The following is a 26,933-nucleotide window of genomic DNA, read 5'->3' as shown; positions in this document are numbered from 1 at the left end:
CGGCATGGCGTGAGCGCGGCGTAAAAAAGGCCCGCATGTTGCCATGCGAGCCTTCTCCTTCACAGCGGCAATGGGCTCAGGAAATCAGGACCCGTGCTTGGCGAGGCCTTCCCGCATCCGCTTCACTTCCTTCTCCGACACCGCCCCTGCCTGGTTGCTCCAGCCCTGGCGCACGAAGCTGGCCAGTTCTGCCGCTTCCTTGTCCGAGAGGCGATGGGCAAAGCCCGGCATGACCAGGATCGACGGTGCCTTCTCGGTGGAGGGCGTGCGCGCGCCAGCCAGGATCACGTGCAGCAATGCGCTGGGATTGTCGGCATTGACCACGGTCGCGCCATCGAGCACCGGGAAGATGCCCGGCGCGCCCTTGCCGTTGACGAAGTGGCAGGCCGCGCAATTGTCCAGGTACAGGCGCTCGCCCAGGCTCAGGTCCTTGGCGGCCGTGAGTTTCTTCGTGGTCGCCTCGGCCCCTTGCGGCGTGACGCGGCCGCTGCTGGCCGAGGCCACCGGCGAGAGCGTCTTGAGGTAAGCCGCGATGGACTGCAGGTCTTCCGGCTTCAGGTGCGCGGTGCTGTGTTCCACCACCAGGCTCATCTCGCCGGCCACCGAGGCGGTCTTGTTGCGGCCGGTCTGCAGGTAGTCGACGATGTCCTGCGCGCTCCAGTGCGGCATGCCGCGCAGCGACGGTACCGCCCAGCCGTTGAGGTCGCCGCCCGAGAGGAACTGCGCCTGGCTGCTGTCGCTGGCCTTCTCGTTCATGGCGAACCCGCGCGGGGTGTGGCAGCTGCCGCAGTGGCCCAGGCCCTCAGCCAGATAGGCGCCGCGCTTGATCTCGGCGCTCCAGCCGTCCTGCTCCTTGAACGGTTTGTCATTGGCGAAGAAGACATTCCACAGCTTCATCCCCCAGCGGATGTTGAAGGGGAAGCTCATGCTGCTGGCCGGCGGCGTGGAGGCCACCGGCTTCACCCCTTGCATGAAGTAGGTGTAAAGGGCATGGATGTCCTCGTCACTCACCTTGGCATAGCTGGGGTAGGGCATGGCCGGATAGAGCTGCGTACCATCGGCACGCACGCCATGGCGCACGGCAGCGGCGAACTGTGCCTCGCTGTAGTTGCCGATGCCGTGTTCCTTGTCCGGCGTGATGTTGGTGGAATAGATGATGCCGTGGCCGCTGTCGATGGCCAGTCCGCCCGAATAGGCCGGCTTGCCGGCGGCGCTGTGGCAGGCCATGCAGTCGCCGGCGCGGGCCAGGTACTGGCCGCGCGCCACCGCGTCCTGGTCGGCCGCGTGCGCCGGATTGAGCGCACCCAGCGTACCCAGCGCAGCCAGCGACAGGACCAGGGCGGCAAACGATGAAGTCAGTTTTTTCATGTTCTCTCCCCCCTTACACCTGGACCAGCGGGCCGGGGTTCTTCAGGTACTGCGTCTTGATGGCTTGCGCCGCCATGAGCGTGATGGCGCCGATGGTGTCGGTCGGATTGGCCTGGAAGTTCTGCGGGAAGGCATTGCCGCCGGGGACGAAGACGTTGTGCACGTCCCAGGATTGCAGGTACTTGTTCAGGGCCGAGTCGCGCGGCGAATCACCCATGATGGCGCCGCCCACGTTGTGGGTGGAGACGTACTTGGTGATGTCCCAGTGCGAATCCAGGGCCAGGAAGCTTTCCGACATGTGATCGGGATTGAGCTCCTTGGCGATCTTGAGCACGATGTCGCGCAGGTAGCGCTGCAGCTTCAGTTCGTTCTGGCGCCAGTCGAAGGTCATGCGCAAGAGCGGCTGGCCCCAGGGGTCCTTGTAGTTCGGATCGAGGTCCAGGAAGTGGCCACGATAGGACATGCAGGTGGTGGTGATGCTGATCTTCATGGAATGGTCGTACCAGTCGATCATGCCCTCCTTCCAGCCGCGCCCCCAGCTCGGCGTACCCGGTGGCAGCGCCGTGCCGATCGGCGCGCCCGAGGCTTGCGAGCTGTGGATCTTGGCGCCGCCGATGAAGCCCAGCTTGATGCCATCGTCGAAGTTGCCCGGGGAGATATCGTTGAACATTTCGCCGCTGGCGCCGGCCGTGGCGAAGGAATTGAAGTGCTTGTCCTTGAAGAACAGCGTCGCGCCACCGTTGGAGAGGAAGGCATAGTTGCGGCCGATGACGCCGGTCTCGGTGATCGGGTCATAGGGCTTGCCGATCCCCGAGAGCAGCATCAGGCGCACGTTGGCAAACTGGAAGCCGGAGAGAATCACGATCTTGGCCGGCTGGAACACTTCCTTCATGTTCTCGTCGATGTAGGTCACCCCGCGCGCGGTCTTCTTGTCGGCGTGCAGATCCACGCGGATGACGTTGGCGTTGACCTTGTAGTCGAAGTTGGGCATGCGCTTGACCACATCCAGGATGGTGGTCTGCGGCGACGCCTTGGAGTAGTTCAGGCAGGGATACTTGCTGCAGAAGCCGCAATAGTTGCAGGGGGCGATCTGCGCGCCATATGGATTGGTCCAGGCCTGCGAAACATTGGCCGAGGGATTGGGAAAGGGGTGGTAACCCATCTTGCGCGCCACGTCGGCGAACAGGCTGCTGTTGTAGGTGTCGTGCAGCGGTGGCAGCGGATAGGGGTTCGAGCGCGGTCCTTCGAAGGGATCACCGCCCGGCTGGATCTGGCCGTGCAGGTTGCCGGTCTTGCCCGACTGGCCGCACACCTTCTCGAAGAAATCGAAGTGCGGCTCGATCTCGTTCCAGGTGAACGGGAAATCCTTGATGCGCATCTCCGGATCGAGCTGGCCGTGCTTGTAGGCCTGGTCGGCGTAGGTCTTGAGCTTGAGGTCGGTGGGCGTGGGACGGATCAATACCGCCGTCCAGTGCAGGCCCGAGCCGCCCACGCCGGTGCCGGGCGCAAAGGCGCCCCACTTGCGGGTCGGCAGCGCCTGTTGCGCGGTGTTGTAGCGCACCGTCAGGGCAGCATCGCGCGGCATGGCGAAGACTTTGTTGCGGGTTGCGTAGCCATACTGGTCGGCTGGCTTGGGATAGGCGAAGTCCTCGGGCGGACGGTCCGGGCCGCGTTCGAGGGCGCGTACCTTCAGGCCGGCCTGGGCCAGTTCGATGGCCATGAGGGAGCCGGCCCAGCCGAGGCCGACGATGACGACGTCGACGTTGTCGTTGGTGATGTCAGGCATGGAGATCAATCAGTAAGAGGTTGCAGGCGAGGGCGTTGAGATGGCGGGCCGCACGCATCAGGCGCGCTTGCCCGACAGGCTCACGGGGCCCAGCGGATATTTCACGTTGTGCTGGTCCACCCATTCGGTATAGGCCGCACGCGCGCCTGGGAAGCCGATGGCGACCCAGGCTTTCATGTCCTTGTTGCCGCCATACATGGGATCGGCCAGATAGCCGTTCTTGGTATCGCCCAGCAACTGACCAAAGAATTGCGATGGCTTCATCGCCTTTTCGCCCAGCGCGCCAAAATCGACAGCGTTCTTTTGCAGTGCCGTCAGCAGGGCATCCTTGTCCCTGGCGTCCAGCTGCTCGAAGCGCTTGCCGTGCTGCTGCTGGCTGAGTTGCTGGGTCAGGTCGATGCCGATGCGATAGACCTGCTGCGGTGTGTAGGGAATCTGGAAACCCAGCGTTGCAGGCGCGTCCGTCTGATGCGGACCTTGCTGGTAGATGTCGTTGCCCAGGCCGGCGTGCAGTTGCTGGTCGATGAAGACCGGCACATTGGTTTCCAGCGCGCCCGGTCCACGCCCTTCGGCGGGGATCAGGCGGTCGCAGGCGGCCAGGATGAAGAGCCATTGCGCGGCATTGAAGAACACCGGCTGGTAGTGCTGCAGCTCGATGCCTTCCAGGCCATCGGCCCGGGCCTGCTTGAGTATTGGCAGCGAGACTAGCGGCACTGCCGCTGCGGTGGCCGCAAGGACGGCACGCCGCGAGGGACTGAACTTGGTGGTCATGATGGGAGCAAAGTGGAGTGGGTGGAAAACAGGCTGCACAAGGCGCCGGAGTCTGCGCGCACCGTGCAGGACCGCGCCCGCCGCCACCGAGGCCACCCCCGCGCGCAGGCACCGGCAGCGCCGGAAGCGGCTTGCGCAAGGTGTGATGTCGGGGCAATGGAATCGGTCATGGGTCGCAATCTCAGAGTGGGTCAACTCGTCTCCGATCTTGCGTCCAGCCTGCGGGGCTGGCATTTCTTGTCATTCCCGGTCCTGGCCATCATCAATCAGGCAAGGCGGGCGCTCTATGGATGAGCGCACGCATTCTAACACTTCTAGTTGTCAGATGTCTTAAGACGCTGCCGCAGGGCAAGATCATCCCGTCGCCGTCTTCGGCTACACTGCTCACCCTGATCGTTGTTGCCGTTGAACTTCATAACCGAGACCTGAGACCCGAGACACCATGCAGATTCGCGACGCCACTCCCGCCGACATCCCCGCCATCACCCTGATCTTCAACGACGCCGTGGTCAACACCACCGCCATCTGGAGCGACACGCTGGTGGACGACAAGAACCGCCAGGACTGGCTCGCTGCGCGGCGCCAGCTGGGCTATCCGGTACTGGTGGCCGTGGAGGATGACAAAGTGCTGGGTTATGCCAGCTTCGGTGACTGGCGGCCCTTCGATGGCTTCCGTCATTCGGTGGAACATTCGGTCTATGTCCACAAGGATCATCGTGGCGCCGGACTGGGCATCGCCTTGATGGAGGCCCTGATCCCCCGTGCCCGCGCTGTCGGCAAGCACGTCATGGTGGCCGCCATCGATGCCAGCAATGTCGGCTCCATCGCCTTGCACAAGAAGCTGGGTTTCGAGCAGGTCGGTCACATGCCGCAGGTCGGTACCAAGTTCGGCAAGTGGCTGGATCTGGTCTTCCTGCAGCTGACGCTGGACCAGCGTACCGATCCGGATCGCATCGGCCGCTGATGGCCGTAGCGTCGAACACCAAGGGCCGCATTGCAGCGGCCCTTGGTGTTGGTGCTCAGCGATGACAGGGGGAGGGGCGACTTCAGCCGTTGTGCTTTTCTCGCTCTTGCTTCTCGCCTTCGTGTTTCTCGTTGGCATGCTTGTCCTGTTCGTGCCTGGCGGGCTCGTGCCTGGGTTCTGCGTGGGCTTGCTGTGCATGCGCCGCCGCTTTTTGCTCGTGCTGCTGCTGTTGCGCGCGGTCTTCATGCCGCGCTGTTGCAGGGGAATGCGCCGGCAGCGGAGGATGCGCATTTTCGTGCTTCATCGCCTCTGCCTTTCTTTCTTCGGCCTGCTCACGTTCATGCGCGGCCTGCTGTTCCTTCTGCACGTGCTGCTCCTGCTGTTGCTGCTGTTCGCGCCGGGCCTGCTGCGCCGCTTCCTGATGCTGGCGGGCGGCCTCGTCCTGCACGGCTTGCTGGTGCGCAGCGGCCCGGTTGGTCAACTCCATTTTTTGCTGCGCGGGCTGCGCGTGCGGTGAGGGCATCGCACCGGGGCGGGCGTCGCTGGTCGTGAAGTGCGGCATGCTCATGGCAGCGGGGGCTACCGCTTCGCGGTGATTGTCGATGCGGGTCTGGTTGTTGACATTGTGTTCGTCGACATTGCGCACGTTATTGACGTTGTTCACATTGTTGTTCACCACCCGCGTATTGTTGACCGTCACATTGTTGTTGGTCACGCGATTGATCACCGTCGTCGAGCGGGAGACATAGGTGGTGTTCTTGTACACCACGGCTGGCCGCTGCCAGTTGCCCGAGGAGCCACCGTCACCACCGGAACCGCCCCAGTGCATGCCCCAGTCATGCCAGCCCCAGCCGGCATGGTGGCTGACGGCTTCACCCACGAACACGCCCACACCGAAGGACAGGGCGCCGACCACGACTTCATTGGCCACCGGGCTGGGCGGACGGTACGCATAGCCCGGATAGACCGGCACCGGCGGACCATAGACCACCGCCGGATTGTAGGCCGGCACATAGACCGTATCGGGCTGGCTGGATTCGATCACGATGGTCTGCGGCGGCGGCGGGATCACCGGAGCGCCGGCATAGACAGTGCGTGGCGCGGGTGCATTCTCCACGCGGACCGTCTCGCTGCTGCGTGCGGTACTCACCACCTTCAGCTGCGAGGACGTCTTGAGATTGCCGGCCTGCTGCGCGCGCAGACGCAGGGCCTGGATGGCATTGAACACATCGTTCGGGTCATTGACGAAGGCCTCGCCCAGCGAGCGGGTCCAGTCCACATTGGTGGCCATCTGCGAGAGCACCGCCGGGAACAGGGTGAGCGACTTCACGCTGACATCCCAGGGCTGCTTGTCCTCGGCCGCCTGCAGGATGTCGCCCTTGAGCGCGCCATTCTGACCCAGCCACTGGTTGGCCGCGACGATCTGGTCCGGATAGGTGGCCCCGGCCAATACCTGCGCCACCAACTTGTCCGGGAAGAGAGCGATGGGTGCCACCATCTGCGAGAGTTGTTGGGCCGTGGGCGGCGTATAGGGTGGGGTGGCCGGCGCCGCCGGCGCGGCCGCTGCCGTGGACGGAGCGGCATCCTGCTTCTGGCAGGCGGAGAGGGCCAGCACTGCGCCCAGCAGCGAGGCGGAGAGGATGATGGCGGAAGATCTGTTTCTTGTTGTCATGATGTAAGTCCTCGATGCGTAGCGCAGCAGGGAAACGACGTGGCGATAGTCTGGCTAACGGCATATCGCGCTGCCCAGTTGACGTCGGAATTGTGATGGGATGTAACTGCGCGATGACTGGCTAGACGTCGTACAGTATTAGGATTCGAGCACGGACCTGCTGAAAGGTTCGAAACGGATGATCCGGCAGTGCGCACATCGCGGTATGCGGGAAGCTGACAAAGTACTGACCGGAAGTCCGCACCACAAAAGCCCATGCGGGCGATAGCCCTTGTCAGCAATTTGCAAGAAAGCGGTGCGCCGTCCGGAAAAGGAGCGCAGAGATTGATCGTCATGAAAAGAAAAAAACTTAGTTTTTAATGCGATGGAGAATGGCCTGACGATCATCCGAATCGACTTGCCAAGGCAAGATGTCGTCCAGATGCACACATGACATAAAATGATGGAATCACCACAAACCATGAGTTTGATTCAACATCATGCTGGACCGCATCCATCTCTCCATCGTGCAGGAAGTCGAGCGTCAGGGCTCGCTCACGGCTGCGGCCGGCGTACTGCATGTCACTCAATCTGCCCTGAGCCATAGCATGAAGAAGCTGGAGCAGCAGCTGGGCACCGACATCTGGCTGCGCGAAGGGCGCCATCTGCGTCTCACGCAGGCGGGCCAATACCTGCTGGCCGTGGCCAACCGCGTGCTGCCGCAACTGAGTCTGGCCGAGGAACGCCTGCGCCAGTTCGCCCAGGGCGAGCGCGGCGCGCTGCGCATCGGCATGGAATGTCACCCCTGTTACCAATGGCTGCTCAAAGTGGTGTCGCCCTATCTGGCTGCGTGGCCGGACGTGGATGTGGACGTGAAGCAGAAATTCCAGTTCGGTGGCATTGGCGCGTTGTTCGGTTACGAGATCGACCTGCTGGTCACGCCCGATCCGCTGGACAAGCCGGGCCTGGTCTTCGAGCCGGTGTTCGATTATGAACAGGTGCTGGTGGTGGCTGCCGATCATCCGCTGGCGCAGGCCGATTACGTCAAGCCCAGGCAGTTGAACAATGAAGTGCTGGTGACCTATCCGGTGCCGGTGGACCGACTGGACATCTATACCCAGTTCCTGGCCCCGGCAGGCGTCGTCCCCCGTCGCCACAAGACCATCGAGACGACCGACATCATGTTGCAGATGGTGGCCAGCGGACGCGGCGTGGCAGCGTTGCCGCGCTGGCTGGTACTGGAATACGCCGAGCAGATGGCGATCGTGCCGGTACGGCTGGGCAAGCACGGCATCGCCAAGCACATCTATCTGGGCGCGCGAGAAAGCGACGTGGAAACTGATTACCTGCGGGCTTTCATCGAAGAGGCGCGCCGGGCGCAGGCATGAGAGCTGCTCGGGCCGCACCGGCGTCAGGATGCCCGTTGCGTCACCACGTCTGTGGACAAGACAGGCAGGCCCAGGCGCAGTCCAGTCGCAAATTGCACAATGACAGTCACCCGGCTATAGTCTGTTCCGGTTTGGAGACAGCATCCCCCATGATAAAAACGAAACGGTCCGCGAATGTACGTGTCGGTCCGGCCCGCTGCGGGCTGGCCGTGCTGTGCCTGTTCGCGCTGACGCTGTGGCTGGGATTGCTGCCGGCCCGCGCGCAGTCGCAGTCGTCGTCGCCGGTGCCGCCCCCCGGTGGCGGCGGGTCGCTGCAGGTGCTGCACTGGTGGACCTCGGCCAGCGAACGCGAGGCCATCAACGTGGTGGTCAATCAGCTGGCCAGACAGGATATCCAGTGGCGCGACGTGGCCATTCCGGGCGGTGCCGGCATGGGGGCGGCCAAGGTCTTGAAGAGCATGGTGCTGGCCAATCGTGCACCCGAAGTGACGCAGTTGAATGGCGTGGTCTTCGGTGAATGGGCCGACCTCGGTCTGTTGCTGGCGCTGGACAATGTGGCCGCGCAGGGCAACTGGGAAAAGCTGATGTTCCCTACAGTCTGGTCGCTGCTCAACAATCACGGTCACGTGGTCGCTGCGCCTCTGGGTATCCACCGCATCAACTCGCTGTTCTACAACACGGCCATCTTCAAGCGCTACAAGCTCACACCGCCCAAGACCTGGGATGATTTCGACCAGATCGTCAAGAAGCTCCAGGGCACCGGCATCGTCCCGCTGGCACAGAGCGCCGAAGCCTGGCAACTGGCGTCCCTGTTCGAGAACCTGACGCTGGCCGAGAGCGGCCCCGCCTATTACCGCCGCCTGTTCGTGGACATGAACCCGGACGCCTATCTCGATGCGCGCATGCTGCACATCCTCCAGCGCCTGCGCAGCCTGGCCGCAGCCATGCCGCAACCCCTGCGCGAGCGACCCTGGACCGAAATGGCGCGCAGCATGGTCAGCGGCGAGGCGGCCATGCTCATCATGGGGGACTGGGCCAAGGGCGAGCTCAATGCCTGGGGCATGGAGGTGGACCAGCAGTTCGGCTGTGCGCCGGCACCGGGCACGGGCGAGTTCCACCTCTACAGTACCGATACCCTGGCCATGTTCGCCGGCAACCATGCGCACCAGTCGATGCAGGAAACGCTGGCGCGGCTGACCATGTCGCCGGCGGTCCAGTCCGAATACAATAGGATCAAGGGCTCGATTTCCGTGTTGCGCGCAGCCGATCCGCACATGGACCGCTGCGCACGCGATTCCTGGCGCACCTTCAGCAAGGGCCCGGCCTGGCAGGCCCCCAGCCTGGTGCATCGCATGGCCACCGACGATACGACCAAGGACGCCATCGTGGCCGAGGTGCAGCGCTTCTTCCTCGACCGCAACATCAGCGAAGAACAGACCCAGAAACGACTTGCGGCGATTGCGCGTACACTCGCCCGCAATCGTAACGATTAAGAATTTCGGAGATGGAGCAGCAACATGACGCGCAAGATATTGATCGTCGACGATGACCTGAAGACCCGTACCCTCTTGAAAGCCTATCTGGAGAAGAACCAGTACGAAGTCCGCCTGGCCGAGGATGGCGCGGCCTTCCTGAGCGAATTCCAGCGCTTTGCCGATGAGCTCTCGCTGGTCATCCTCGACGTGATGCTGCCCGACACCGACGGCTTCGCCCTGTGCAAGGCGGTGCGGCGCAAATCCAACGTCCCCGTCATCATGCTCACGGCCAGTTCGGACGAGACCGACCGGGTGGTGGGGCTGGAGCTGGGCGCGGACGACTACATCGCCAAGCCCTACAGCCCGCGCGAACTGCTGGCGCGGATCAAGGCCATCCATCGCCGCACCGGCATCGACAACAGCGCTGCACCGCGCTACTACCGCTTCGCCGGGTTCGCGCTCGATACGGTCGAACGCACCCTGACCGACAGCGCCGGCCAGATCGTGCCCCTGACCGGCATGGACTATCAGTTGCTGAAGTATTTCGTCGAACATCCCGGCGACGTGCTCGATCGCAACGTGCTCTGTGAAGAAACCCGCGGCCGCGACGCCGGTCCGCTGGACCGCTCGCTGGATGTGCAGATCAGCAAGCTGCGCCTGCGCCTCAATGACGGCGGTCGCCAGCCGCACCTGATCAAGACCGTGCGCGGTGCCGGTTATGTCTTCTCGGCCGACGTCAGTGCCGCAGCCGCCTGATACCGCGGCGCCGCCGCCGGCCCAGGCTGAGGCCAGCCGTCCATCCGGCCTGCGCCATCGCCTGGCGGCCTTGCTGGACTGGATGTTGCCGGATTCCCTGCTGGGTCGCCTGTCGGTGGTGATGATCTTCGGCGTGCTGGTCACGCAGGTGGCCGGTGGCCTGATCTGGTCCGTGCAGCTGCGCATCAAGTCCGAGGCCGAGACCCGCGTGGCCGCGCAGCATCTGGCCCATAGCGCCGCCTCGGCAATCCGCTACTTCATGACCCTGCCGCCCAACTATCGTCCGCTGATGATCCAGCAACTGCGCGAGATGGGCGGGACGCGCTTCTTCATCAACGCCAACAGCAGCGCCGTACCGGTCCGCTCCATCGGCGCCAGTCACCTGGCTGACCTGGCCATCGACGTGACCGCCCAGACCCTGCGCGAAGACCTGCCCTTCCTGCCGCAAGCGCGGCTCGCCTTCGCCTGGCCGGATGGCCTGCCGGTGGCCAGCGACGGTCTCACCGTCAACGACCTGCCCGACAACTGGGTGCAGCACATCCTGCTGACCAAGCCCAACTCGGCCCCGGTCCTGGTGATTCAGATGCCGGTCGAAAGCGGCCGCTGGATCTACCTGGCCGCGCTCATGCCCAACCCGTATTTCCTCGACAGTGACAATCCGTTGTGGCTGGACCGCCTGGTGCTGCAGGGCATGTCGCTGGCCGCCATTCTCTTGCTGACCATCCTCGTGGTGCGCTGGACCACCCGTCCCCTGGCCGCCCTGGCCGATGCCGCCGAAGCCTTCGGCAAGGGCGAGACCGTGCCCAGCCTGCCCGAGACCGGCAGCCGCGAATACGTCAAGACCGCGCGCGCCTTCTCCGGCATGCGCGAGCGCATCAAACGTTATCTGGAAGATCGCGAGCGCCTATTCGTCTCCATCTCGCATGACCTGCGTACGCCCATCACGCGCCTGAAATTGCGCACCGAGCTCATGGATGACGATGCCATGCGCACCGATTTCCATGACGATCTCGATGAGCTCGACATGATGGTCAAGGGCGCCCTGCAATCGGTGAAGGACAGCGACATCCACGAGAACCGTACCGAAGTGCGGCTCGATGCGCTGGTGCTGCGCATGATCCGCGATGCCCGCCTGGCCGGCCACGAGATCGCCTTCACGCCCTGCGGCATCAACGTCATGGCCAAGCCGCTGGCCTTGAAGCGCGCCATCGGCAACCTCTTCGACAACGCCCTCCATTACGGGCAGAAGGTCGAGATCAGTATCCGTCCCTCGGCCGGTGCCGGCGGCGACCTGGTGGAAATCGAGATCCGCGACCACGGCCCCGGTGTGCCCGAAGACGCCATGCGTACGCTGTTCCAGCCCTACGTGCGACTGGAACATGGTCGTGCCAGCAATAGCGGTGGCATGGGCCTGGGGCTGGGCATCTCGCGCAACATCGTGCAAGCCCACGGCGGCGAGCTGCTGTTGCGCAACCATCTGGAAGGCGGCCTGATCGCCACCATCATCCTGCCGGCACGATAAGCCAGTACCGGGAACGGGCCTGACGATTCATCTGTCAGACAGATCAATCGCATCAAAATTTTGCATTTAATGAATCAATGAGAGAAGCGTAGACTTCAGCACACCACCCAGGAAGTGGCTGTTCCAGCAGTTCCCCCTCGATTCTTCCCGCAGAACACTTCTCCAAGGAGACCCATGAGCTATATCGCCGAACCCTCCCGCTACGATGGCCGCATGCCGTATCGCCGCACCGGTCGCAGCGGCCTCTTGCTGCCCGCCGTCTCGCTGGGACTGTGGCAGAACTTCGGTGGCGTCGACAACTTCGAGACCGGCCGCGCCGTCCTGCGCCGCGCCTTCGACCGTGGCGTGACCCACTTTGACCTGGCCAACAACTACGGCCCGCCGGCCGGCTCGGCCGAGGAAAACTTCGGCCGCTGGATGGCCAAGGATTTCCTGCCTTACCGTGACGAGCTGGTCATCTCCAGCAAGGCCGGCTGGCAGATGTGGCCCGGTCCCTATGGCGGCCCCAGCGGCGCGCGCAAGCATCTCATCGCCAGCTGCGAGCAAAGCTTGAAGCGCATGGGCCTGGACTATGTGGATATCTTCTACTCGCACCGCGTCGATGCCGATACCCCGCTGGAAGAAACCATGGGCGCGCTGGCCCACCTGCATCGCCAGGGCAAGGCGCTGTACGTGGGGATCTCTTCCTACTCGCCCGAACTGACGCGCAAGGCGGCGGCCATCCTCAAGAGCGAGGGTGTGCCGCTGCTGATTCACCAGCCCAACTATTCCATGCTCAACCGTGCCATCGAAGGCGGCCTGCTGCCCGCGCTGGAAGAACTCGGTGTGGGCTGCATCGGCTTCTCGCCGCTGGCGCAGGGCCTCTTGACCAGCAAGTACCTGGGCGGCGTACCGGAAGGTGCGCGCGTGACACGGGCGCCGTCGCTGCCGCAGCGCATGCTGTCGGACGACAATCTGGCACGCATCCGTGCATTGAACGAGATTGCCACCCGGCGTGGCCAGACGCTGGCACAGATGGCCATCGCCTGGGTACTGCGCGATGCCCGCGTGACGTCGGCGCTGATCGGTGCGCGCACCGTCGAGCAACTCGATGATTCGCTGGATGCGGTCAGGAAGCTGGACTTCACGCAGGAGGAACTGGCCAGCATCGACAAGTACGCCACCGATGGTGATGTCGATCTGTGGAAGGTGTCATCCTCGATTACCTGAGGTCGCATGGAGGAGAAAGAGCCTGTACCGTGGTTGCCGGTACAGGCTTTTTTCATGAGCGCTCGCCCGGCTCGGCGTCTTCCACCCGCTCCGGGCGCGACCACATCCAGGCCGCACCGGCGGCCATGCCCAGCGTTGCCAGCACGATCACCCAATGGCGCTTGACGGTAAAGAGCATGATGACCAGGCACAGGCTCATCATGAGGGAGGCACTGATCTTGGCGCGTCGTGCCACCACCCTGCCATGGCGCCAGTTGTGGATCATGGGGCCGAACAGGCGGTGCTGTTCCAGCCAGCGCTGCAGGCGCGGCGATCCCTTGCCGGCGGCCCAGGCGGAGAGCAGCACGAATTCGGTCGTGGGCAGGCCGGGAATGAAGATTGCCAGGATGCCGATGCCCAGGCTCGCATAGGCCAGCAGCAGCCACAGCCAGCGCGTGCGGCGCGGCGCCAGGCGGCTGGCTGGCACGTCATTGCACGGGCTCGCCAGGGGCGGCTTGCGTGGACCGTCCGTCATGGTTTCAGTCCAGAGCGAAGTGCCGTTTCAACAGCACCCCGAAGCGATGGAAGGCCGCGCTCGCACCGGCCACTACGGCATCCTGTTCCTGTGTCGACAGGCCGGGAGCGTCGAGGAAGCTGACGAAGCGGCGCCAGACCAGCGCGCGTCCTTCCGGATAGGCCGCCAGGTTGCGCGCACCGAAGGTTTCGGTCAGACCCAGCTTCTCCTTGACCTCCTTGAGCAGGAAGGCCGCGCCCAGCGTCGAGCCTTCCGACACGTAGAGCCAGCCCAGCGCCGCAGGCATGACGACGTCATGGGTCGCGACGGCGATGTCGCCCGGCACCGCATCAAGATCGGCGAAATCAGCGAGATCAACGAGATCGGCCAGGGCAGCGGCTTCGCGGCCACGCACCTGCAGATCGGGCACGGCGGCCTGGATGGCCGGATCGTCGAAGAGATGTTCGACATCGCGCTGGAAGTGATACTGGGCCGTCACGAAGCGCAGGTATTGTGCGCGGCTGGCAAAGGGTTGCGCCTGTTCCATCAGGGCGTGCATCTGCTCGTGCAGGGGCGCCGTCTCATTCTTGAGGCGGGTCGAGAGCAGGGCGGGGGGATGGGGCAGAGGATTCATCATGGTCGGGACGGGTCATCGGGTTGCCACCCTGGAGATCCGGTGGACGCATCATGCAGATGGTCCAGGGGCGGCGCGGCTGGCAGACCCGTCCTGCGGGAGGACGGAAGAGGCTGACTGCGTCGGCCATTTTAACGCAAACGGCCCGGCCCGCTTGCGCGCGGCCGGGCCGTGAAGGTGCGGGGGAGGCCGACTACATCTTGAAGCCGCCGACCAGCACCGACAGGCGGTGTGCCTCGTCCTGCAAGGACTTGGCGGCGGCCGCCGCCTGTTCGACCAGCGCTGCATTCTGTTGCGTGCCTTCGTCGATATGCGTGATGGCCAGGTTCACTTCCTGGATGCCGCCATTCTGTTCGCCACTGGCGTGGGCGATCTCGCTGACGATGACGCTCACGTCACGGATGCTGGAGACGATCTGTTCCATGGTCTGCCCGGCCTTGGCCACCAGCACGCCGCCATCGGCCACCTTGGTGACCGAGTTGTCGATGAGCTGCTTGATTTCCTTGGCGGCCTGGGCGCTGCGCTGGGCCAGCGAACGCACTTCGGAGGCCACCACCGCGAAGCCGCGTCCCTGTTCGCCCGCGCGCGCCGCTTCCACGGCCGCGTTCAGGGCCAGAATGTTGGTCTGGAAGGCGATGCCGTCGATGACCGTGATGATGTCGGCGATCTGGCGCGACGAGGCATTGATGGCTTCCATGGTCGAGACCACGTTGCCCACCACTTCACCGCCCTGGGCCGCGATCCTGGAGGCGTTGCCGGCCAGTTCGTTGGCACGGCGCGCATTTTCCGAGTTCTGCTGCACGGTCGAGGTCAGCTGTTCCATGGCCGAGGCAGTCTCTTCCAGGGCACCGGCCTGCTGCTCGGTACGGGCCGAGAGGTCCTGGTTGCCGGTGGCGATCTCGGTGGACGAGATCTTGACGGTATCGCTGCTGCGGCGCACGTCCTGCAGGATGCCGGTGATCTGGTTGACGAACTGGTTGAAGGAGCGCGAGATCTGGGTCACTTCGTCGTGACCGTCCTCGGCTAGGCGCAGAGTCAGGTCGCCATTGCCGGAGGACAGGCTGTCCATGGCCCGACGCACCCGCGAGAGGCGCTGGAACACGGCCGTGGTGATCACGCTCATGATGCCTGCGGCCACCAGTGCCACCAGCACCAGGGCGATGAGCGCCGAGCGGGTGGCATTGCGCATGCCGGCGGTGACGTCGGCCTTGTCCATGGCCAGCATCAGGGTCCACTCGGTACCCTTGATGGGGATGCCCTTGATGAGCTTGGCTGCACCATCGAGTTCCAGTGCGCTGACCTTGTCATCGGCGCCCAGCGCTTGCAGGCGTTCCGGGGTCAGCTCGGCATTCCACTCCCGGGCCGGCTTGTTGACCCACTTGCCGTCGGGGTGGGCCAGCATCAGGCCGTCACGGTCCACCAGGAAGGCGTAGCTGGCCGGGGTCGGGTGAATGGCACGCACCACGTCGGAGACGCCGTCCAGAAACATGGCCGCCGCCACCACGCCCGCGCGCTGGCCGTTCTGCATCACCGGAGCGGTAAAGGACACCATCGGCTTCTTGGTGGCCACATCGGTATAGGGCTTGGTCAGCACTGGCTTGCCGGCCGCCACCGCCTGTTTGTACCAGGGCCGTGCGGTCGGGTCATAACCGGCCGGCAGACCCTGGGGGTCGGAGGTGAAGGCCGTCTTGTCCTCGCGCCCCAGGGTGGTGACGTAGAAGCCGCCACTCTGTTGCAGCATCTTGATGACGAATACCGGATCGGCACCCTGCACGCCTTCAGCGGCAGCGACCGTCATCGCCGTGCGGGTCGCCACCCATTCATCGATGGTGGAGCCGAAACCGCTTGCCACCGCCTGGGCGTTGCGCTCGATGGTGCTGTCGTTGTCGGTCTTGATGATGAAGAAGGAGACCGTCCCGACCACCGCCAGGCTGGCGACGAGCAGGAGGATCGTATAGAACAGGATGCGGGCCTTGATGGAGTTGAGCATGTGGAATCCCTGAAATCATTCTTGTTGGTGTTCTGTTCCAGCCCTGTTGACCCTGTGTGGACGGCATCCGGACCGGTGCATGAGTGTGGACCGCGCGGGCGTGTGGGAAACCGTCGAATACAGCGGGATTTCACCGTCTGATGCGGGCTTGGCCGATACCTGGGCGGTGGCGGGCCGACATGAAGAAAACTTAGTCCATGTCCGATCAGACCACCCGCTATCCCTTGCAGACAGCAGCTTGATGTGAATGAAAATGAATTTTTACTAAGTTTTTCAAGATCCGGTCAGCGCTTCCTGACGAATTCATGACAGCAGTTCGCGCAGCAGATCCTTGCGCGGGCCGGCCTTGGGTTCGAAGGCCAGCGCCTGTTCCACATGCAGCAGGTGGTGCTCCATCAGTTCCACCGCCCGTTCGACATCACCGGCCCGGGCGGCGGCGATGAAGGCGCCGTGTTCCTCGCTGGAGCAGGCGGCGTCCCGGGTGGACTGGTAGAGCATGGTGATGAGGGCGCTGCGGCCGGCCAGCTTTTCCAGGATGTCGGTGAGCACGTCGTTGCCCACGATGCGCGCCAGCAGGATGTGGAAGTCGCTCAGCAGCGAAGAGCGCATCTGCATGTTGTCGTCCTTGACGGCCTGGCGTTCCTGTTCCAGATGCGCTTCCAGGCGGGCATAGTCCTCTTCGGTGGCACAGGCCACGAACTGGCGCACCATGGCCGCTTCCAGCGCGCGGCGCACGAAGAACAGGTTGCGCGTTTCTTCCACCGTGGGTTTGCTGACGAAGGCGCCCTTGTCGGGGACCAGGTCCACCAGCTTGTCCTTGGCCAGCATCACCAGCGCTGCGCGGATCTTGGTGCGGCTGACCTGGTAGACCCGCGCCAGCGCTTCCTCGGGCAGCTTGGCGCCGGGCGGCAGGCGCTGCGCGGCGATATTGGCCGCGATATCGCTGGCGATGGCGTCGGAACTGTCGGGGGCGGGCGCGGAATCGGTCATGGTGTTGGGGGACGAGTAGCCAGGAAGCCGCCATGCGGCGGCGCCCTATTGTAACCAGTAGCCAGCTCAGCCATCGCCGTTTCCCGCGCGCCAGTGCTGCCGGTCAGGCCCGCCCCGGCTTGCCGGGCACGCCCAGCAGGTCCAGCGTGGGCAATTCCTCCACCAGCGGTGCCACGTGTTCACCATTGAGCACGGCGCGGGCACGTTGCTTGTCGATATCCTTTTCCCAACTGGCGATGACCACCGTGGCCACGCAATTGCCCAGCAGATTGCCCAGCGCGCGGGCGATGCCGATGAACCAGTCGATGGACAGCACCAGTACCAGCCCCACGACCGGAATGGCCGGAATGGTGGTCAGCGTGGCCGCCAGGATCACGATGGCCGACCCCGGCACCCCGTGCGCACCCTTGGAGGTGACCAGGGCGATGGCCAGGATCGCCGCCAGGTCGCCCCAGGACAGATGGGTATTGGTGGCCTGGGCGATGAACAGCGCCGCCATGGTCAGGTAGATCGAGAAGGCATCCAGGTTGAAGGAATAGCCGGTCGGGATCACCAGGCCGACCGTGGATTTCTTGATGCCCATGTGCTCGAGCTTGCGCATGATCTGCGGCAGCACGCTGTCCGAGGAAGTCGTGGCCAGCACCACCACCAGCTCTTCACGCAGGTAGCGGATCAGCTTGAAGATGGACAAGCCGCTGGCGCGCAGGATGCTGCCCAGCACGACCAGTACGAAGAACACCACCGCACCGTAGAACAGCAGTACCAGCAGGGCCAGTTGCTTCAAGGAGCCGATGCCGTACTTGCCGACCGTGAAGGCGATGGCGCCCAGCACGCCCAGCGGCGCCAGGCGGATGAAGAAGGACATGCACTTGAAGAAGGCATCCGACAGCGACGACACCAGCGCCACGACCGGCGCGCCTTTCTCGCCGATGAGCAACAGGGCGCAGCCGAAGGTCACAGAGATCAGCAGTACCTGCAGCACATCCCCGGAGGTAAAGGCGCTCACGGCGGTGGCCGGGATCAGCTTCATGATGAATTCGGCAAAGCCGGCTTCCCTGACCTTGCCGGCATTGGCCATGTAGCCCGACAGACTGCTGGCGTCCAGATTGCTGGGGTCGATGTTCATGCCCGCGCCGGGATGCACCACGATGGCCAGTACCAGGCCCAGCAGCAGGGCGATGGTGGTCACCACCTCGAAATAGATGATCGCCTTCACCCCCACACTGCCGACCTTCTTGAGGTCGCTGGCCCCGCAGATGCCCTGCACCACCACGCAAAAGACGATGACCGGAATGATCATCTTGATCAGCTTGATAAAGCCGTCGCCCAAGGGCTTCAAGCTCTGGCCGAAGTCGGGCCACAGCAGGCCGATGACGATGCCGGCCACCAGCGCCAGTACCACCTGCCCGAACAGGGATTTGAATAGTTTGCTCACCGTTGTCTCCTTGACTTGTCTTATTGAAATGTTGCCAACGCTGGTGATCTTTTTTGTCGCGGTGGCGCCAGATCACTATATTGCATACAATTTTTGAATACAATAAAAAAGACGAAATTTTTCGAGTCCTGCTCCATCCCGGAGCCGGTCGAGCAGAGGAGACGCGATGAAAGCCATGGACCCGTCCAGCCAGCAGGCCGGCCAGCAAGCGATGCAGTGGGCCGAGCTGCTGGCGCAGCACAGCGAGGCGCCCGGCATGCTGACCCGGACCTATCTCACGCCCACGCACCAGGCCGCCGCCGCCGAGCTGATGCGCTGGATGGAGCAATCCGGTCTGCGCGTGCGGCGTGACAACGCCGGCAACGTGATCGGGCGCTACGAGGCCGCGCCCGGCCATGAGCACCGACCGGCCCTGGTGACCGGTTCGCACTTCGATACCGTGCGCAATGCCGGCAAGTACGACGGCAACCTGGGCATCGTGCTGCCGCTGGCCTGCATTGCCCAATGGCATCGCGCGGGGCGGCGCTTTGCGTTTCCCATCGAGGTGATCGGTTTTGCCGAGGAGGAAGGTGTGCGCTTCAAGGCCACCCTGCTGGGCAGCCGCACCGTGGCCGGCACCTTTGACCAGGCCGTGCTGGAGAATCTTGATGCCGGGGGCATCAGCATGCGCCAGGCGATTGCGGCCGCCGGGCTGGACCCGGCGCGCATCGCCGGGGATGCGTGGTCGCCCGCCTCGGTGGCGGCCTTCGTCGAGGTCCACATCGAACAGGGGCCGCTATTGCTCAATGAGGGCTTGCCCGTGGGCGTGGTCACGGCGATTTCGGGTGCCAGTCGCTTCATGGCCGAGGTGCGCGGCCTGGCCGGACATGCCGGGACAGTGCCCATGCACCTGCGGCGTGACGCCGCCATGGCGGCCGCCGAGGTCGGTTTGTACATCGAGCGTCGCTGCGGCATCAAGCCGGGGCTGGTCGGCACCATGGGCATGCTGGAAGTGAACCAGGGCGCAGCCAACGTCGTGCCGGGGCTGGCGACCTTCTCCATCGACATCCGCGCCGAGGAAGATGCAGACCGCCTGGCCGCCGTGGCCGACGTGCGCGCCGAGATCGCGCGCATTGCCGCGCGACGTCAGGTGGAGATCGACCTGCGCCAGACCCACGAGGCCGCCAGCGTCCCCTGTGCCCCGCGTCTGCAGGCGGCGCTGGCCAAGGCCATCGAGAAGGCCGGTTTGCCGGTACGCCACCTGCCTTCCGGAGCCGGTCACGACGCCATGGCCATGGCGCCGCTGGGCGAAGTGGCGATGCTCTTCGTCCGTTGTGGCAACGGCGGCATCAGCCATCACCCCGACGAAACCATGACCGTCGAAGACGCCTGCATCGCCGCCCGGGTCTTCGGCCATCTGGTCGAACAATTCCAGCCCTGAGTCCGCGCTCAGGCTTATCACTGAAGGATTACGGAGTTTCCATGTCACTCATCACCATCGACGGCTTCAACCTCACCGCCGCGCAAGTCCTCAGCGTGGCCCGCGCCCCGCACCTGAAGGTTGCACTGGCCGATTCCTCGCGCAGCGCGCTCAAGCAAAGCCGCGACTACATCGAATCCACCTGGATGCACGATGAAGCCCCCATGATGTACAGCTTCAACACCGGTGTGGGCTTGCTCAAGGACACGCGCATCAAGGTCGAGCACATCGAGCTGTTCCAGACGCAACTGATCCGCGCGCACAGCGCAGGCATCGGCGAGCCCTTCTCCGAAGAAGTCAGCCGCGCCACCATGCTCTTGCGTGCCAATGCCTTCGCGTCGAATTATTCCGCGCCGCGCGTGGAAGTGGTGGATCGCCTGCTGGCCTTCCTCAATGCCGGTATTCATCCGGTCATGCCGCAGAAGGGTTCAGTCGGTGCCTCAGGAGATCTCGCGCCGCTGGCTTATCTGGCGGCGGCCATTGCCGGATTCGATGAGGCCGAAGTGATGTATCGCGGCCAACGCATGCGGGCCACGCAAGCGATTGAGCAAGCCGGTATCGCTCCGGTGAAATTCGACCTCAAGGCCAAGGATGCTTCGGCCCTCATCAATGGTTGCACCGCCTCGCTGGCCGTGGCCATCCTGGCGGCCCACGATGCACGCCACCTGCTCACCGACGCCTGCCTGTCGCTGGGGCTGACGCTGGAAGCGATGCGGGCCGAGATGTCGGCCTTCGATCCGCGCATTCAGATGGCGCGTCCGCATGCGGGGCAGATCAAGACGGCCGAAGTCATCCGCACTCTGCTCAAAGGCTCCACCCGTACCACGCATGAAGCACGTGCGGTGCAATTGCCCGATGAACTGCGTCGCACCGATATCGCTTATACCGCGCGCATCCAGGACGTCTATTCGTTGCGCTGCGCACCGCAAGTGTATGGACCGGTCTTCGATGCACTGGACTACATCGATACCATCATCGGGAAGGAGATCAACTCTGCCACCGACAATCCGCTGATCTTCAACAAGGAAGAGGGCGAAGGTTTCGAAATCATTTCCGGTGGCAACTTCCACGGCCAGTATCTGGCGCAGGCCATGGACTTGCTGGCCATGGCCATCACGGACCTGGGCAGCATCTGCGAGCGCCGTATCGCGCGGCTGATCGATCCCACGCTGTCGTGGGGTCTGCCCCGCAACCTGATGAGCGGCGTGCGTGGTGTCAACACCGGTTATCCGGTGGTGCAATGTTCGATGAGTTCGCTGGTGATGGAAAATCGTACCCTCTGCATGCCGGGCAGCGTCGACAGCATCCCCTCCAAGGGCAATAGCGAAGATCATATTTCCAATTCGACCTGGTGCGCGCGCAAGGCCATGACGGTGGTGCAGAACACGCAATACATCGTCGGCGTGGAAATGCTGTTGGCCGCGCAGGCGCTGACCATGACCGAAGAACTGCTCAAGGACTTCACGCTGGGGCAGGGCACGCAGGCGGCGTATGAGGAGATCCGTCGACAGATTCCGGCCTGCCTGGAGGGCGATCGCTGGTTCCATGATGATGTGCAGGCGGCGCATGACTTCGTGGTCAGCGGGTCGGTGCGGCAGGCGGTCATTGCAGCCATCGGCAACTTTGTGTGAGAAGCTTGCGAGCCAGGGGATGAGAATCCGATGGCGCAGGCTCAAGTCTGAGAAAAAGCTGACGTTCAGGAATACTGAACGGCAGCTTTTTTTTTGCGCGCGACGGCAAGATGCGCTTGCCATGAAGCAATGAAGCCTGGGTGCTGTCAGTCGGGCGCATCAGGATCTGCCTGATGGCGTGGCCGGGGCGGTTACCTCACACTGCTCAGCGAGCATTATCACAATCCATCGGGGGAATAGGAATGAACATCAAGAACATCAGGATCAGCGCGCGCCTGGCGGCCTGCTTCGGCATACTGGTCGCGGTCATGTGCCTGATCACGGGGGTGGGCATGCAAAGCCTGCACAGCATCAGCAAGGCCTCGCGGGTGGTGGTCGAGGATCGCTATGTGAAGATCGCGCTGGTCATGGAGATCCGCGAGAACGTCAATTCGGCCGCGCGCAACCTGCGCAATGCCTTGCTGGCGCGCAATATCGACGAGGCCAGGCGCTATCTCGACCGTGGTGCGGCCAACAGCGCCAAGACCACCGAGGCGCTGGGAAAGGTCGAAAAGCTCATCAGCACACCGCGCGGCAAGGAATTGTTGAAGGCCATCCAGGAGGCGCGCGCCGCCTACAACACCCCGCGTGACAAGTTGCGCGAACTGATCAGCCAGCAAAAGAAGGACGAGGGTACCGAGCTGCTCTTCAATGAAGTCATTCCCAAGCAGGATCGCTACTTCGAGGTGCTCGACAGCTTCGTTGCCTTCCAGAAGTCGCTGATGGATGACAGTGTGGTCGACGGCCAGCAGATCAGCGATTCGGCCATCGCCCTGATGCTGGAACTGTCGGCTGTGGCCATCCTGCTGTGCGTGCTGGCAGCATGGTGGGTCACGCGCTCCATCACCCGTCCGCTCAATGAAGCGGTGGACGTGGCCAGCGCCGTCGCGCAAGGCGATCTGACGATACAGATCGGCGAGACCACCAAGGATGAAACCGGCATGCTGCTGGCTTCGCTCAAGGCCATGAACCAGAACCTGCACCGCATCGTCAGCGAGGTACGTACGGGCAGCGATACCATCAATACCGCCTCTTCCGAAATCGCCACCGGCAATCTGGATCTGTCCTCGCGCACCGAGGAACAGGCCGGTGCCCTGGAAGAAACGGCCTCCGCGATGGAAGAACTGACCTCCACCGTCAAGCAGAATGCCGACAATGCCCGCCAGGCCAACAGTCTGGCCACCACTGCGTCCGAAGTGGCGGCGCAGGGCGGCAACGTGGTGGGGCAGGTGGTGCAGACCATGGGGGAGATCAACGATGCCTCGCGCAAGATTGTCGACATCATCAGCGTCATCGATGGCATCGCCTTCCAGACCAACATCCTGGCCTTGAATGCCGCCGTCGAAGCGGCGCGTGCCGGTGAGCAGGGACGCGGCTTTGCGGTAGTGGCGTCCGAAGTGCGTACCCTGGCCCAGCGCAGTGCTTCGGCCGCCAAGGAGATCAAGGCCCTGATCGATGATTCGGTCAGCCGCGTGGACAACGGCAGCCGTCTGGTGGAACAGGCCGGCGCCACCATGAGTGAAGTGGTGGCCAGCGTGCGCCGCGTCACCGACGTGGTGGCCGAGATCTCGGCGGCCAGCAACGAGCAGAGCGATGGCATTGAGCAGATCAATCACGCCATCGTGCAGATGGATGAGGTCACCCAGCAGAACGCCGCGCTGGTGGAACAGGCCGCTGCTGCCGCGCAGTCGCTGCAGGAGCAGTCGGGTCGTCTGGTGGAAACGGTGAGCATCTTCAAGCTCGGCAGCCACGAGGCCTCGCGCGCGCGGCCCGTGCCCACGCCGGTACCGCCCAAGTCGGCCAGCAAGCCGACGGCGGCTACGCCGGTCATGTCGGCCAAGGCCGCCGTGCCGGCTCCGGGCACCGCAGCCAAGGCCTTGCCGGCCAAACCGGTGCCGGCTTCCAGTGCCAGGAGCGGCAGCAAGGCCATGCCAGCCGATGAAGGCGATTGGGAACAGTTCTGAGACCTGGCGGGCTCAGGCCCGCATTTCCACGACACCCGCAAACGCGATGCGCACCAGCAGCCCGCTGCCTCGCGGCGGGGCTTCCAGCGTCACGGTAGCGCGGTGCAGAGCGGCGATCTCGCGTACGATTGCCAGCCCCAGTCCGGTTCCGCCCGGATTGACGTGCTGGGTGGCACCGGCGCGGTAGAAGGGTTCGAACACTTTTTCGCGTTCGGCCTCGGCGATGCCGGGGCCGTTGTCTTCCACCTCCAGCAGCGCGCTGGTCGGGTGGCCCGGCTGACTCAGGGCCCGTACGCGCAAGGTGATCTGGCCGCCGCGTGGCGTATAGCGGATCGCATTGTCCAGCAGGTTCACCATCAGTTCATGCAGCAGCAGTGCATTGCCCTCGATGGCAAGATCGCCTTCATCCTCGAACGCCAGCCCGATGTCGCGGGCCACGGCTTGCTGTGACAGTTCCAGCGCGACCTGGCGCGCCGCGTCGGTGAGCCGTACGCGCATGGTGCCGCCTTCGGCCGCTCCATGTTCGGCCCGTGCCAGCGTGAGCAGGCGATTGGCCAGGTGCACCGCCGAATCGGTAGTGCGCGCCATGCCTTCCACCAGCTCACGCAGCTCGGCGGGATCGAGCCGCGTGCGGCGCAGTTCGCGCAGGGTCAGCTCGGATTGCGTCTTCAATACCGTCAGGGGGGTACGCAACTGGTGCGAGGCATCGGCGATGAAGCGCCGCTGGGCGCTGATCAGGGCCTGCAGCCGACCCATGTAGCCATTCATGGCCTGCACCAGCGGGCGCATTTCCTTGTGCACCAGCGCCGGATCGAAACCGGAGAGATCGGTGGGCGCGCGCGACTCCACCTCGCCCTTCAACTGCATCACCGGACGCAGCACGAAGCGCACCGCAAACCATACCAGCAGCGCCGCCACCGTCACCAGCGTGCCCTGGCGCCAAAGTGTATCGAAGAGGATCTTGCGCGTCATGCCGTTGCGTGCCTCCATGGTCTCGCCGACCTGGATCAGGGCGATGCCGCGCATGCTGTCGTCATACACCGGCTGCAGCAACGCGGCGATGCGGATGGGCTGGTTGTGATAATCGGCCTGGTAGAAACGCACCAGCGCCGGATAGGCTTCCGAGCGTTTGACATTGGCCGGTACCGGCGGCAGGTCGTCGTAGCCTGAGACCAGCTCGCCATTGAGTCCGGTGACCTTGTAGTAGATGCGGCCCAGGGTATCGGTCTCGAAGCTGTCCAATGCCACGTAGGGCACATCGGCCGTGACATGCCCGTCGACGATGGAGACCCGTTCGGCCAGTGCGCGGGTGGACGCCAGCAGCGAGCGGTCGTAGGCGAGGTCGGCCACCTCCAGTGCATTGGTGTAGACCGAGACCGCATCCAGAGCCACCAGCAGCGTCAGCGGAATGATCAGCCACCGCACCAGCTGGCTGCGCAGGTTGCCCAGTCGCCGCGGGGCTTGCGTCATTACGCCGCCTGCAGCAGATAGCCCAGGCCGCGCAGGGTGGTGATGCCGACCCGGCCCGCCGCCTCGTGTTCCAGTTTCTTGCGCAGACGGTGGATGTAGATTTCGATGGCGTCCACGCTGGCGTTGTCATCCAGCGAAAACACCTGCTGGAACAATTTGTCCTTGGGTACGGTGTGGCCCTGGCGCATGATCAGCACTTCCAGCACCGCATGTTCGCGCGGGGTCAGCGCCAGCAGTTCGCCGTGATAGGTGAAGGTGCGCGAGACGGTATCGAAGCACAGCGCACCGCAGGCCACGGTGACCGCTTCCTGGCTCTGCGAACGGCGCAGCAGGGCCTTCACGCGCGCTTCCAGTTCTTCCAGCTCGAAGGGTTTGGCGAGGTAGTCATCGGCACCCATGTTCAGGCCGCTGACACGATCGGCCAGGCCGCCGCGCGCGGTCAGGATCAGGACCGGTGTGCGGCTGCCGCGCGCGCGCATGCGCTTCAAGACTTCCAGCCCATCCATGCGCGGCAGGGTCAGGTCCAGGATCACCAGAGCATAGTCTTGCGTGAGCAGCAGGCTGTCGGCATCGGCACCGTTGTGCGCACACTCCACCGTGAGGTGGGCGTCGCGCAGGGCCTTGGCCAGCCAGCGGGAAAGTTCGATATGGTCTTCGACCAGCAGGATGCGCATGATGCGGCCTTTATATTTTTTACAGTGCGGTACGGCTTGTCTCCAGCGCGGATGCTAACAGATGGCCCGCCGCCTTTGAAACGTCCGGCCCGGCCATTGTGGAAACTGCGTAGCTTCGATCCCACACTGACAGCCTGGCTGAAAGCCGGCTGAAAGCCTTTTCTTGTACGATGCGCCCATATCAAGAATTCCAAGCTGGAGACACCACATGACTGCCCCCGGGTCCGGCCGCGCCGGTACCGTTGTTCCCATATTGTTGTTGCGCTGCTGCTCTCGGCCATGAAGGCCGGATGCCTGCATCGCTGGTATCACCGTCTGGCCGCATGCCTGCTGGCGTGTGCGCTGCCGTGCGCCGGGGCCACCGAGTGCATCGTTCCGGCCAAGCCGGGCGGCGGCATGGATGCCTCGTGCAAGCTGTTGCGCCGGGTGATGCAGTCCGAAGCGGGCCAGCAGGACTTCAAGGTGGCCTACCTGCCCGGTGGTATCGGTGCGGTGGCCTGGAGTTCGGTGGTCTCGCAGCGGCGCGGCGGGCCGGAAACCCTGGTGGCCTTTTCGGGTGGCTCGCTGCTGAGCCTGGCGCAAGGCAAGTATGGTCGCGCTGACGTGGGCGACGTGCGCTGGGTGGCTGGCATCGGCATCGATCACGGCATGATTGCGGTGCGCGGCGATGCACCCTGGCACAACCTGAAGCAGTTGCTCGAAGCGATCCGCAAGAATCCGTCGGCGGTTACCGTGGGCTTGTCCGGGACCGTGGGCAGCCAGGACTGGCTGAAGATGGCGCTGCTGGCGCAACACGCCGGCTTCACGCCGAGGCAGTTCCGTTTCGTTGCGCTGGAAGGCGGCGGTGATTCCTTTGCCGCATTGCAGGCCGGACATGTGCAGGTGATCTCGGGCGATACCTCGGAGGCCGCCTACTTCATGGCCGATGGCAAGGTGCGGATCCTGGCGGTGCTGTCCGAGCAACGCCTGCCGGGTCCGCTGCATTCGGTGCCGACTGCGCGTGAACAGGGCTATGACGTGGTCTGGCCCATCATTCGCGGCTTCTACATGAGTGCGCATGCGTCGCAGGAGGATTACCGGCGCTGGGTACAGTATTTTGACCGTGCACTGGCCGATCCCGCCTTCGATCGCCAGCGCAGCATTGGTGGCTTGCAACCCTTTGCCATGACCGGCAAGCCGCTCTCGGATTACATCGCGCAGACCGTTGCGCGCTATCGCAGGCAGTCCCAGGAGTTGGGCCTGGTGCGCTGACAAGCCCGGTTGC

At 64.0% G+C, this 26,933-nt stretch carries 21 protein-coding genes; 10 read left to right on the top strand and 11 right to left on the bottom strand.

What is annotated here, in order from left to right:
* Positions 1-84: 84 nt before the first annotated feature.
* The 3 genes from ACODSZ_RS05540 to ACODSZ_RS05530 are packed head-to-tail and all read right to left on the bottom strand — an operon-like array spanning position 85 to position 3,925.
* Positions 85-1,368, bottom strand: a complete 1,284-nt coding sequence (locus tag ACODSZ_RS05540) for a c-type cytochrome (RefSeq protein ID WP_488927205.1) — start codon at positions 1,366-1,368, stop codon at positions 85-87.
* A 13-nt stretch (positions 1,369-1,381) separates the two neighbouring features.
* Complete coding sequence (locus ACODSZ_RS05535) at positions 1,382-3,154, bottom strand: GMC family oxidoreductase (RefSeq protein WP_488927204.1); 1,773 nt, start codon at positions 3,152-3,154, stop codon at positions 1,382-1,384.
* A 57-nt stretch (positions 3,155-3,211) separates the two neighbouring features.
* Positions 3,212-3,925 carry a gluconate 2-dehydrogenase subunit 3 family protein gene (locus ACODSZ_RS05530; protein WP_008333343.1) on the bottom strand — a complete coding sequence of 238 codons (714 nt, stop codon included), beginning with the start codon at positions 3,923-3,925 and terminating at the stop codon, positions 3,212-3,214.
* A gap of 442 nt (positions 3,926-4,367) precedes the next feature.
* Between ACODSZ_RS05530 and ACODSZ_RS05525 the strand changes: the two genes are divergently transcribed.
* Entirely contained in the window at positions 4,368-4,889 is a 522-nt protein-coding gene (locus tag ACODSZ_RS05525; protein ID WP_008333341.1) for a GNAT family N-acetyltransferase, read from the top strand.
* Positions 4,890-4,971: 82 nt separating this feature from the next.
* On the opposite strand, the gene ACODSZ_RS05520 is transcribed toward ACODSZ_RS05525, so the two are convergent.
* Positions 4,972-6,561, bottom strand: coding sequence for a DUF3300 domain-containing protein (locus ACODSZ_RS05520; protein WP_488927203.1), 1,590 nt, complete (start codon positions 6,559-6,561; stop codon positions 4,972-4,974).
* Positions 6,562-7,040: 479 nt separating this feature from the next.
* Between ACODSZ_RS05520 and ACODSZ_RS05515 the strand changes: the two genes are divergently transcribed.
* The 5 genes from ACODSZ_RS05515 to mgrA all read left to right on the top strand — a co-directional run bounded on the left by ACODSZ_RS05515 (position 7,041) and on the right by mgrA (position 12,890).
* Entirely contained in the window at positions 7,041-7,928 is an 888-nt protein-coding gene (locus ACODSZ_RS05515) for a LysR family transcriptional regulator (protein WP_175343709.1), read from the top strand.
* Positions 7,929-8,077: 149 nt separating this feature from the next.
* A complete protein-coding gene (locus ACODSZ_RS05510; RefSeq protein ID WP_175343708.1) occupies positions 8,078-9,421 on the top strand; it encodes an ABC transporter substrate-binding protein in 1,344 nt (447 codons plus the stop codon).
* A gap of 24 nt (positions 9,422-9,445) precedes the next feature.
* Positions 9,446-10,159 carry a response regulator gene (locus ACODSZ_RS05505; protein ID WP_008333332.1) on the top strand — a complete coding sequence of 238 codons (714 nt, stop codon included), beginning with the start codon at positions 9,446-9,448 and terminating at the stop codon, positions 10,157-10,159.
* The gene (locus tag ACODSZ_RS05500) at positions 10,122-11,681 is read left to right on the top strand and encodes an ATP-binding protein (RefSeq protein WP_488927202.1); all 1,560 of its coding nucleotides are present in this window, start codon (positions 10,122-10,124) and stop codon (positions 11,679-11,681) included. Before ACODSZ_RS05505 ends, ACODSZ_RS05500 begins: the two co-directional genes overlap by 38 nt.
* A 174-nt stretch (positions 11,682-11,855) precedes the next feature.
* The gene (mgrA, locus tag ACODSZ_RS05495; protein ID WP_008333329.1) at positions 11,856-12,890 is read left to right on the top strand and encodes an L-glyceraldehyde 3-phosphate reductase; all 1,035 of its coding nucleotides are present in this window, start codon (positions 11,856-11,858) and stop codon (positions 12,888-12,890) included.
* Positions 12,891-12,942: 52 nt separating this feature from the next.
* Here mgrA and ACODSZ_RS05490 read toward each other — a convergent pair whose 3' ends face one another.
* The 5 genes from ACODSZ_RS05490 to ACODSZ_RS05470 form a co-directional block, all read right to left on the bottom strand.
* Positions 12,943-13,404, bottom strand: coding sequence for a YbaN family protein (locus tag ACODSZ_RS05490; protein ID WP_034351473.1), 462 nt, complete (start codon positions 13,402-13,404; stop codon positions 12,943-12,945).
* A gap of 4 nt (positions 13,405-13,408) precedes the next feature.
* Positions 13,409-14,020 (bottom strand): biliverdin-producing heme oxygenase, encoded by a 612-nt coding sequence (locus ACODSZ_RS05485; protein WP_488927201.1) that lies wholly within the window; start codon positions 14,018-14,020, stop codon positions 13,409-13,411.
* Between the two features lie 190 nt (positions 14,021-14,210).
* Positions 14,211-16,007: a methyl-accepting chemotaxis protein gene (locus ACODSZ_RS05480; protein WP_175343706.1), complete on the bottom strand. Its 1,797-nt coding sequence runs from the start codon at positions 16,005-16,007 to the stop codon at positions 14,211-14,213.
* Positions 16,008-16,310: 303 nt separating this feature from the next.
* The gene (locus ACODSZ_RS05475; RefSeq protein WP_008333317.1) at positions 16,311-16,997 is read right to left on the bottom strand and encodes a GntR family transcriptional regulator; all 687 of its coding nucleotides are present in this window, start codon (positions 16,995-16,997) and stop codon (positions 16,311-16,313) included.
* Positions 16,998-17,100: 103 nt separating this feature from the next.
* Complete coding sequence (locus ACODSZ_RS05470; RefSeq protein ID WP_008333315.1) at positions 17,101-18,432, bottom strand: C4-dicarboxylate transporter DctA; 1,332 nt, start codon at positions 18,430-18,432, stop codon at positions 17,101-17,103.
* Between the two features lie 166 nt (positions 18,433-18,598).
* On the opposite strand from ACODSZ_RS05470, the gene ACODSZ_RS05465 reads away from it, so the two are divergent.
* From ACODSZ_RS05465 to ACODSZ_RS05455, 3 genes are all read left to right on the top strand, one after another.
* A complete protein-coding gene (locus tag ACODSZ_RS05465) occupies positions 18,599-19,852 on the top strand; it encodes an allantoate amidohydrolase (RefSeq protein ID WP_488927200.1) in 1,254 nt (417 codons plus the stop codon).
* Between the two features lie 41 nt (positions 19,853-19,893).
* Complete coding sequence (locus ACODSZ_RS05460) at positions 19,894-21,522, top strand: HAL/PAL/TAL family ammonia-lyase (RefSeq protein ID WP_488927199.1); 1,629 nt, start codon at positions 19,894-19,896, stop codon at positions 21,520-21,522.
* 242 nt (positions 21,523-21,764) lie between these two features.
* Positions 21,765-23,525: a methyl-accepting chemotaxis protein gene (locus ACODSZ_RS05455; protein ID WP_488927198.1), complete on the top strand. Its 1,761-nt coding sequence runs from the start codon at positions 21,765-21,767 to the stop codon at positions 23,523-23,525.
* A 12-nt stretch (positions 23,526-23,537) separates the two neighbouring features.
* Here ACODSZ_RS05455 and ACODSZ_RS05450 read toward each other — a convergent pair whose 3' ends face one another.
* Together ACODSZ_RS05450 and ACODSZ_RS05445 are read right to left on the bottom strand one after the other, a co-directional pair.
* On the bottom strand, positions 23,538-24,995 hold the full coding sequence (locus ACODSZ_RS05450) for a sensor histidine kinase (RefSeq protein WP_175345030.1): 1,458 nt from the start codon (positions 24,993-24,995) through the stop codon (positions 23,538-23,540).
* Positions 24,995-25,669: a response regulator gene (locus ACODSZ_RS05445; RefSeq protein WP_008333309.1), complete on the bottom strand. Its 675-nt coding sequence runs from the start codon at positions 25,667-25,669 to the stop codon at positions 24,995-24,997. Before ACODSZ_RS05445 ends, ACODSZ_RS05450 begins: the two co-directional genes overlap by 1 nt.
* A 279-nt stretch (positions 25,670-25,948) precedes the next feature.
* On the opposite strand from ACODSZ_RS05445, the gene ACODSZ_RS05440 reads away from it, so the two are divergent.
* Positions 25,949-26,920, top strand: a complete 972-nt coding sequence (locus tag ACODSZ_RS05440) for a tripartite tricarboxylate transporter substrate binding protein (RefSeq protein ID WP_488927197.1) — start codon at positions 25,949-25,951, stop codon at positions 26,918-26,920.
* The last annotated feature ends 13 nt before the right edge of the window (positions 26,921-26,933 follow it).

The sequence above is a fragment of the Herbaspirillum sp. FG34 genome (assembly GCF_057809315.1).
Note: the sequence above shows the minus strand (reverse complement) of the source record. Positions and strands in the feature narration are given on the sequence as shown.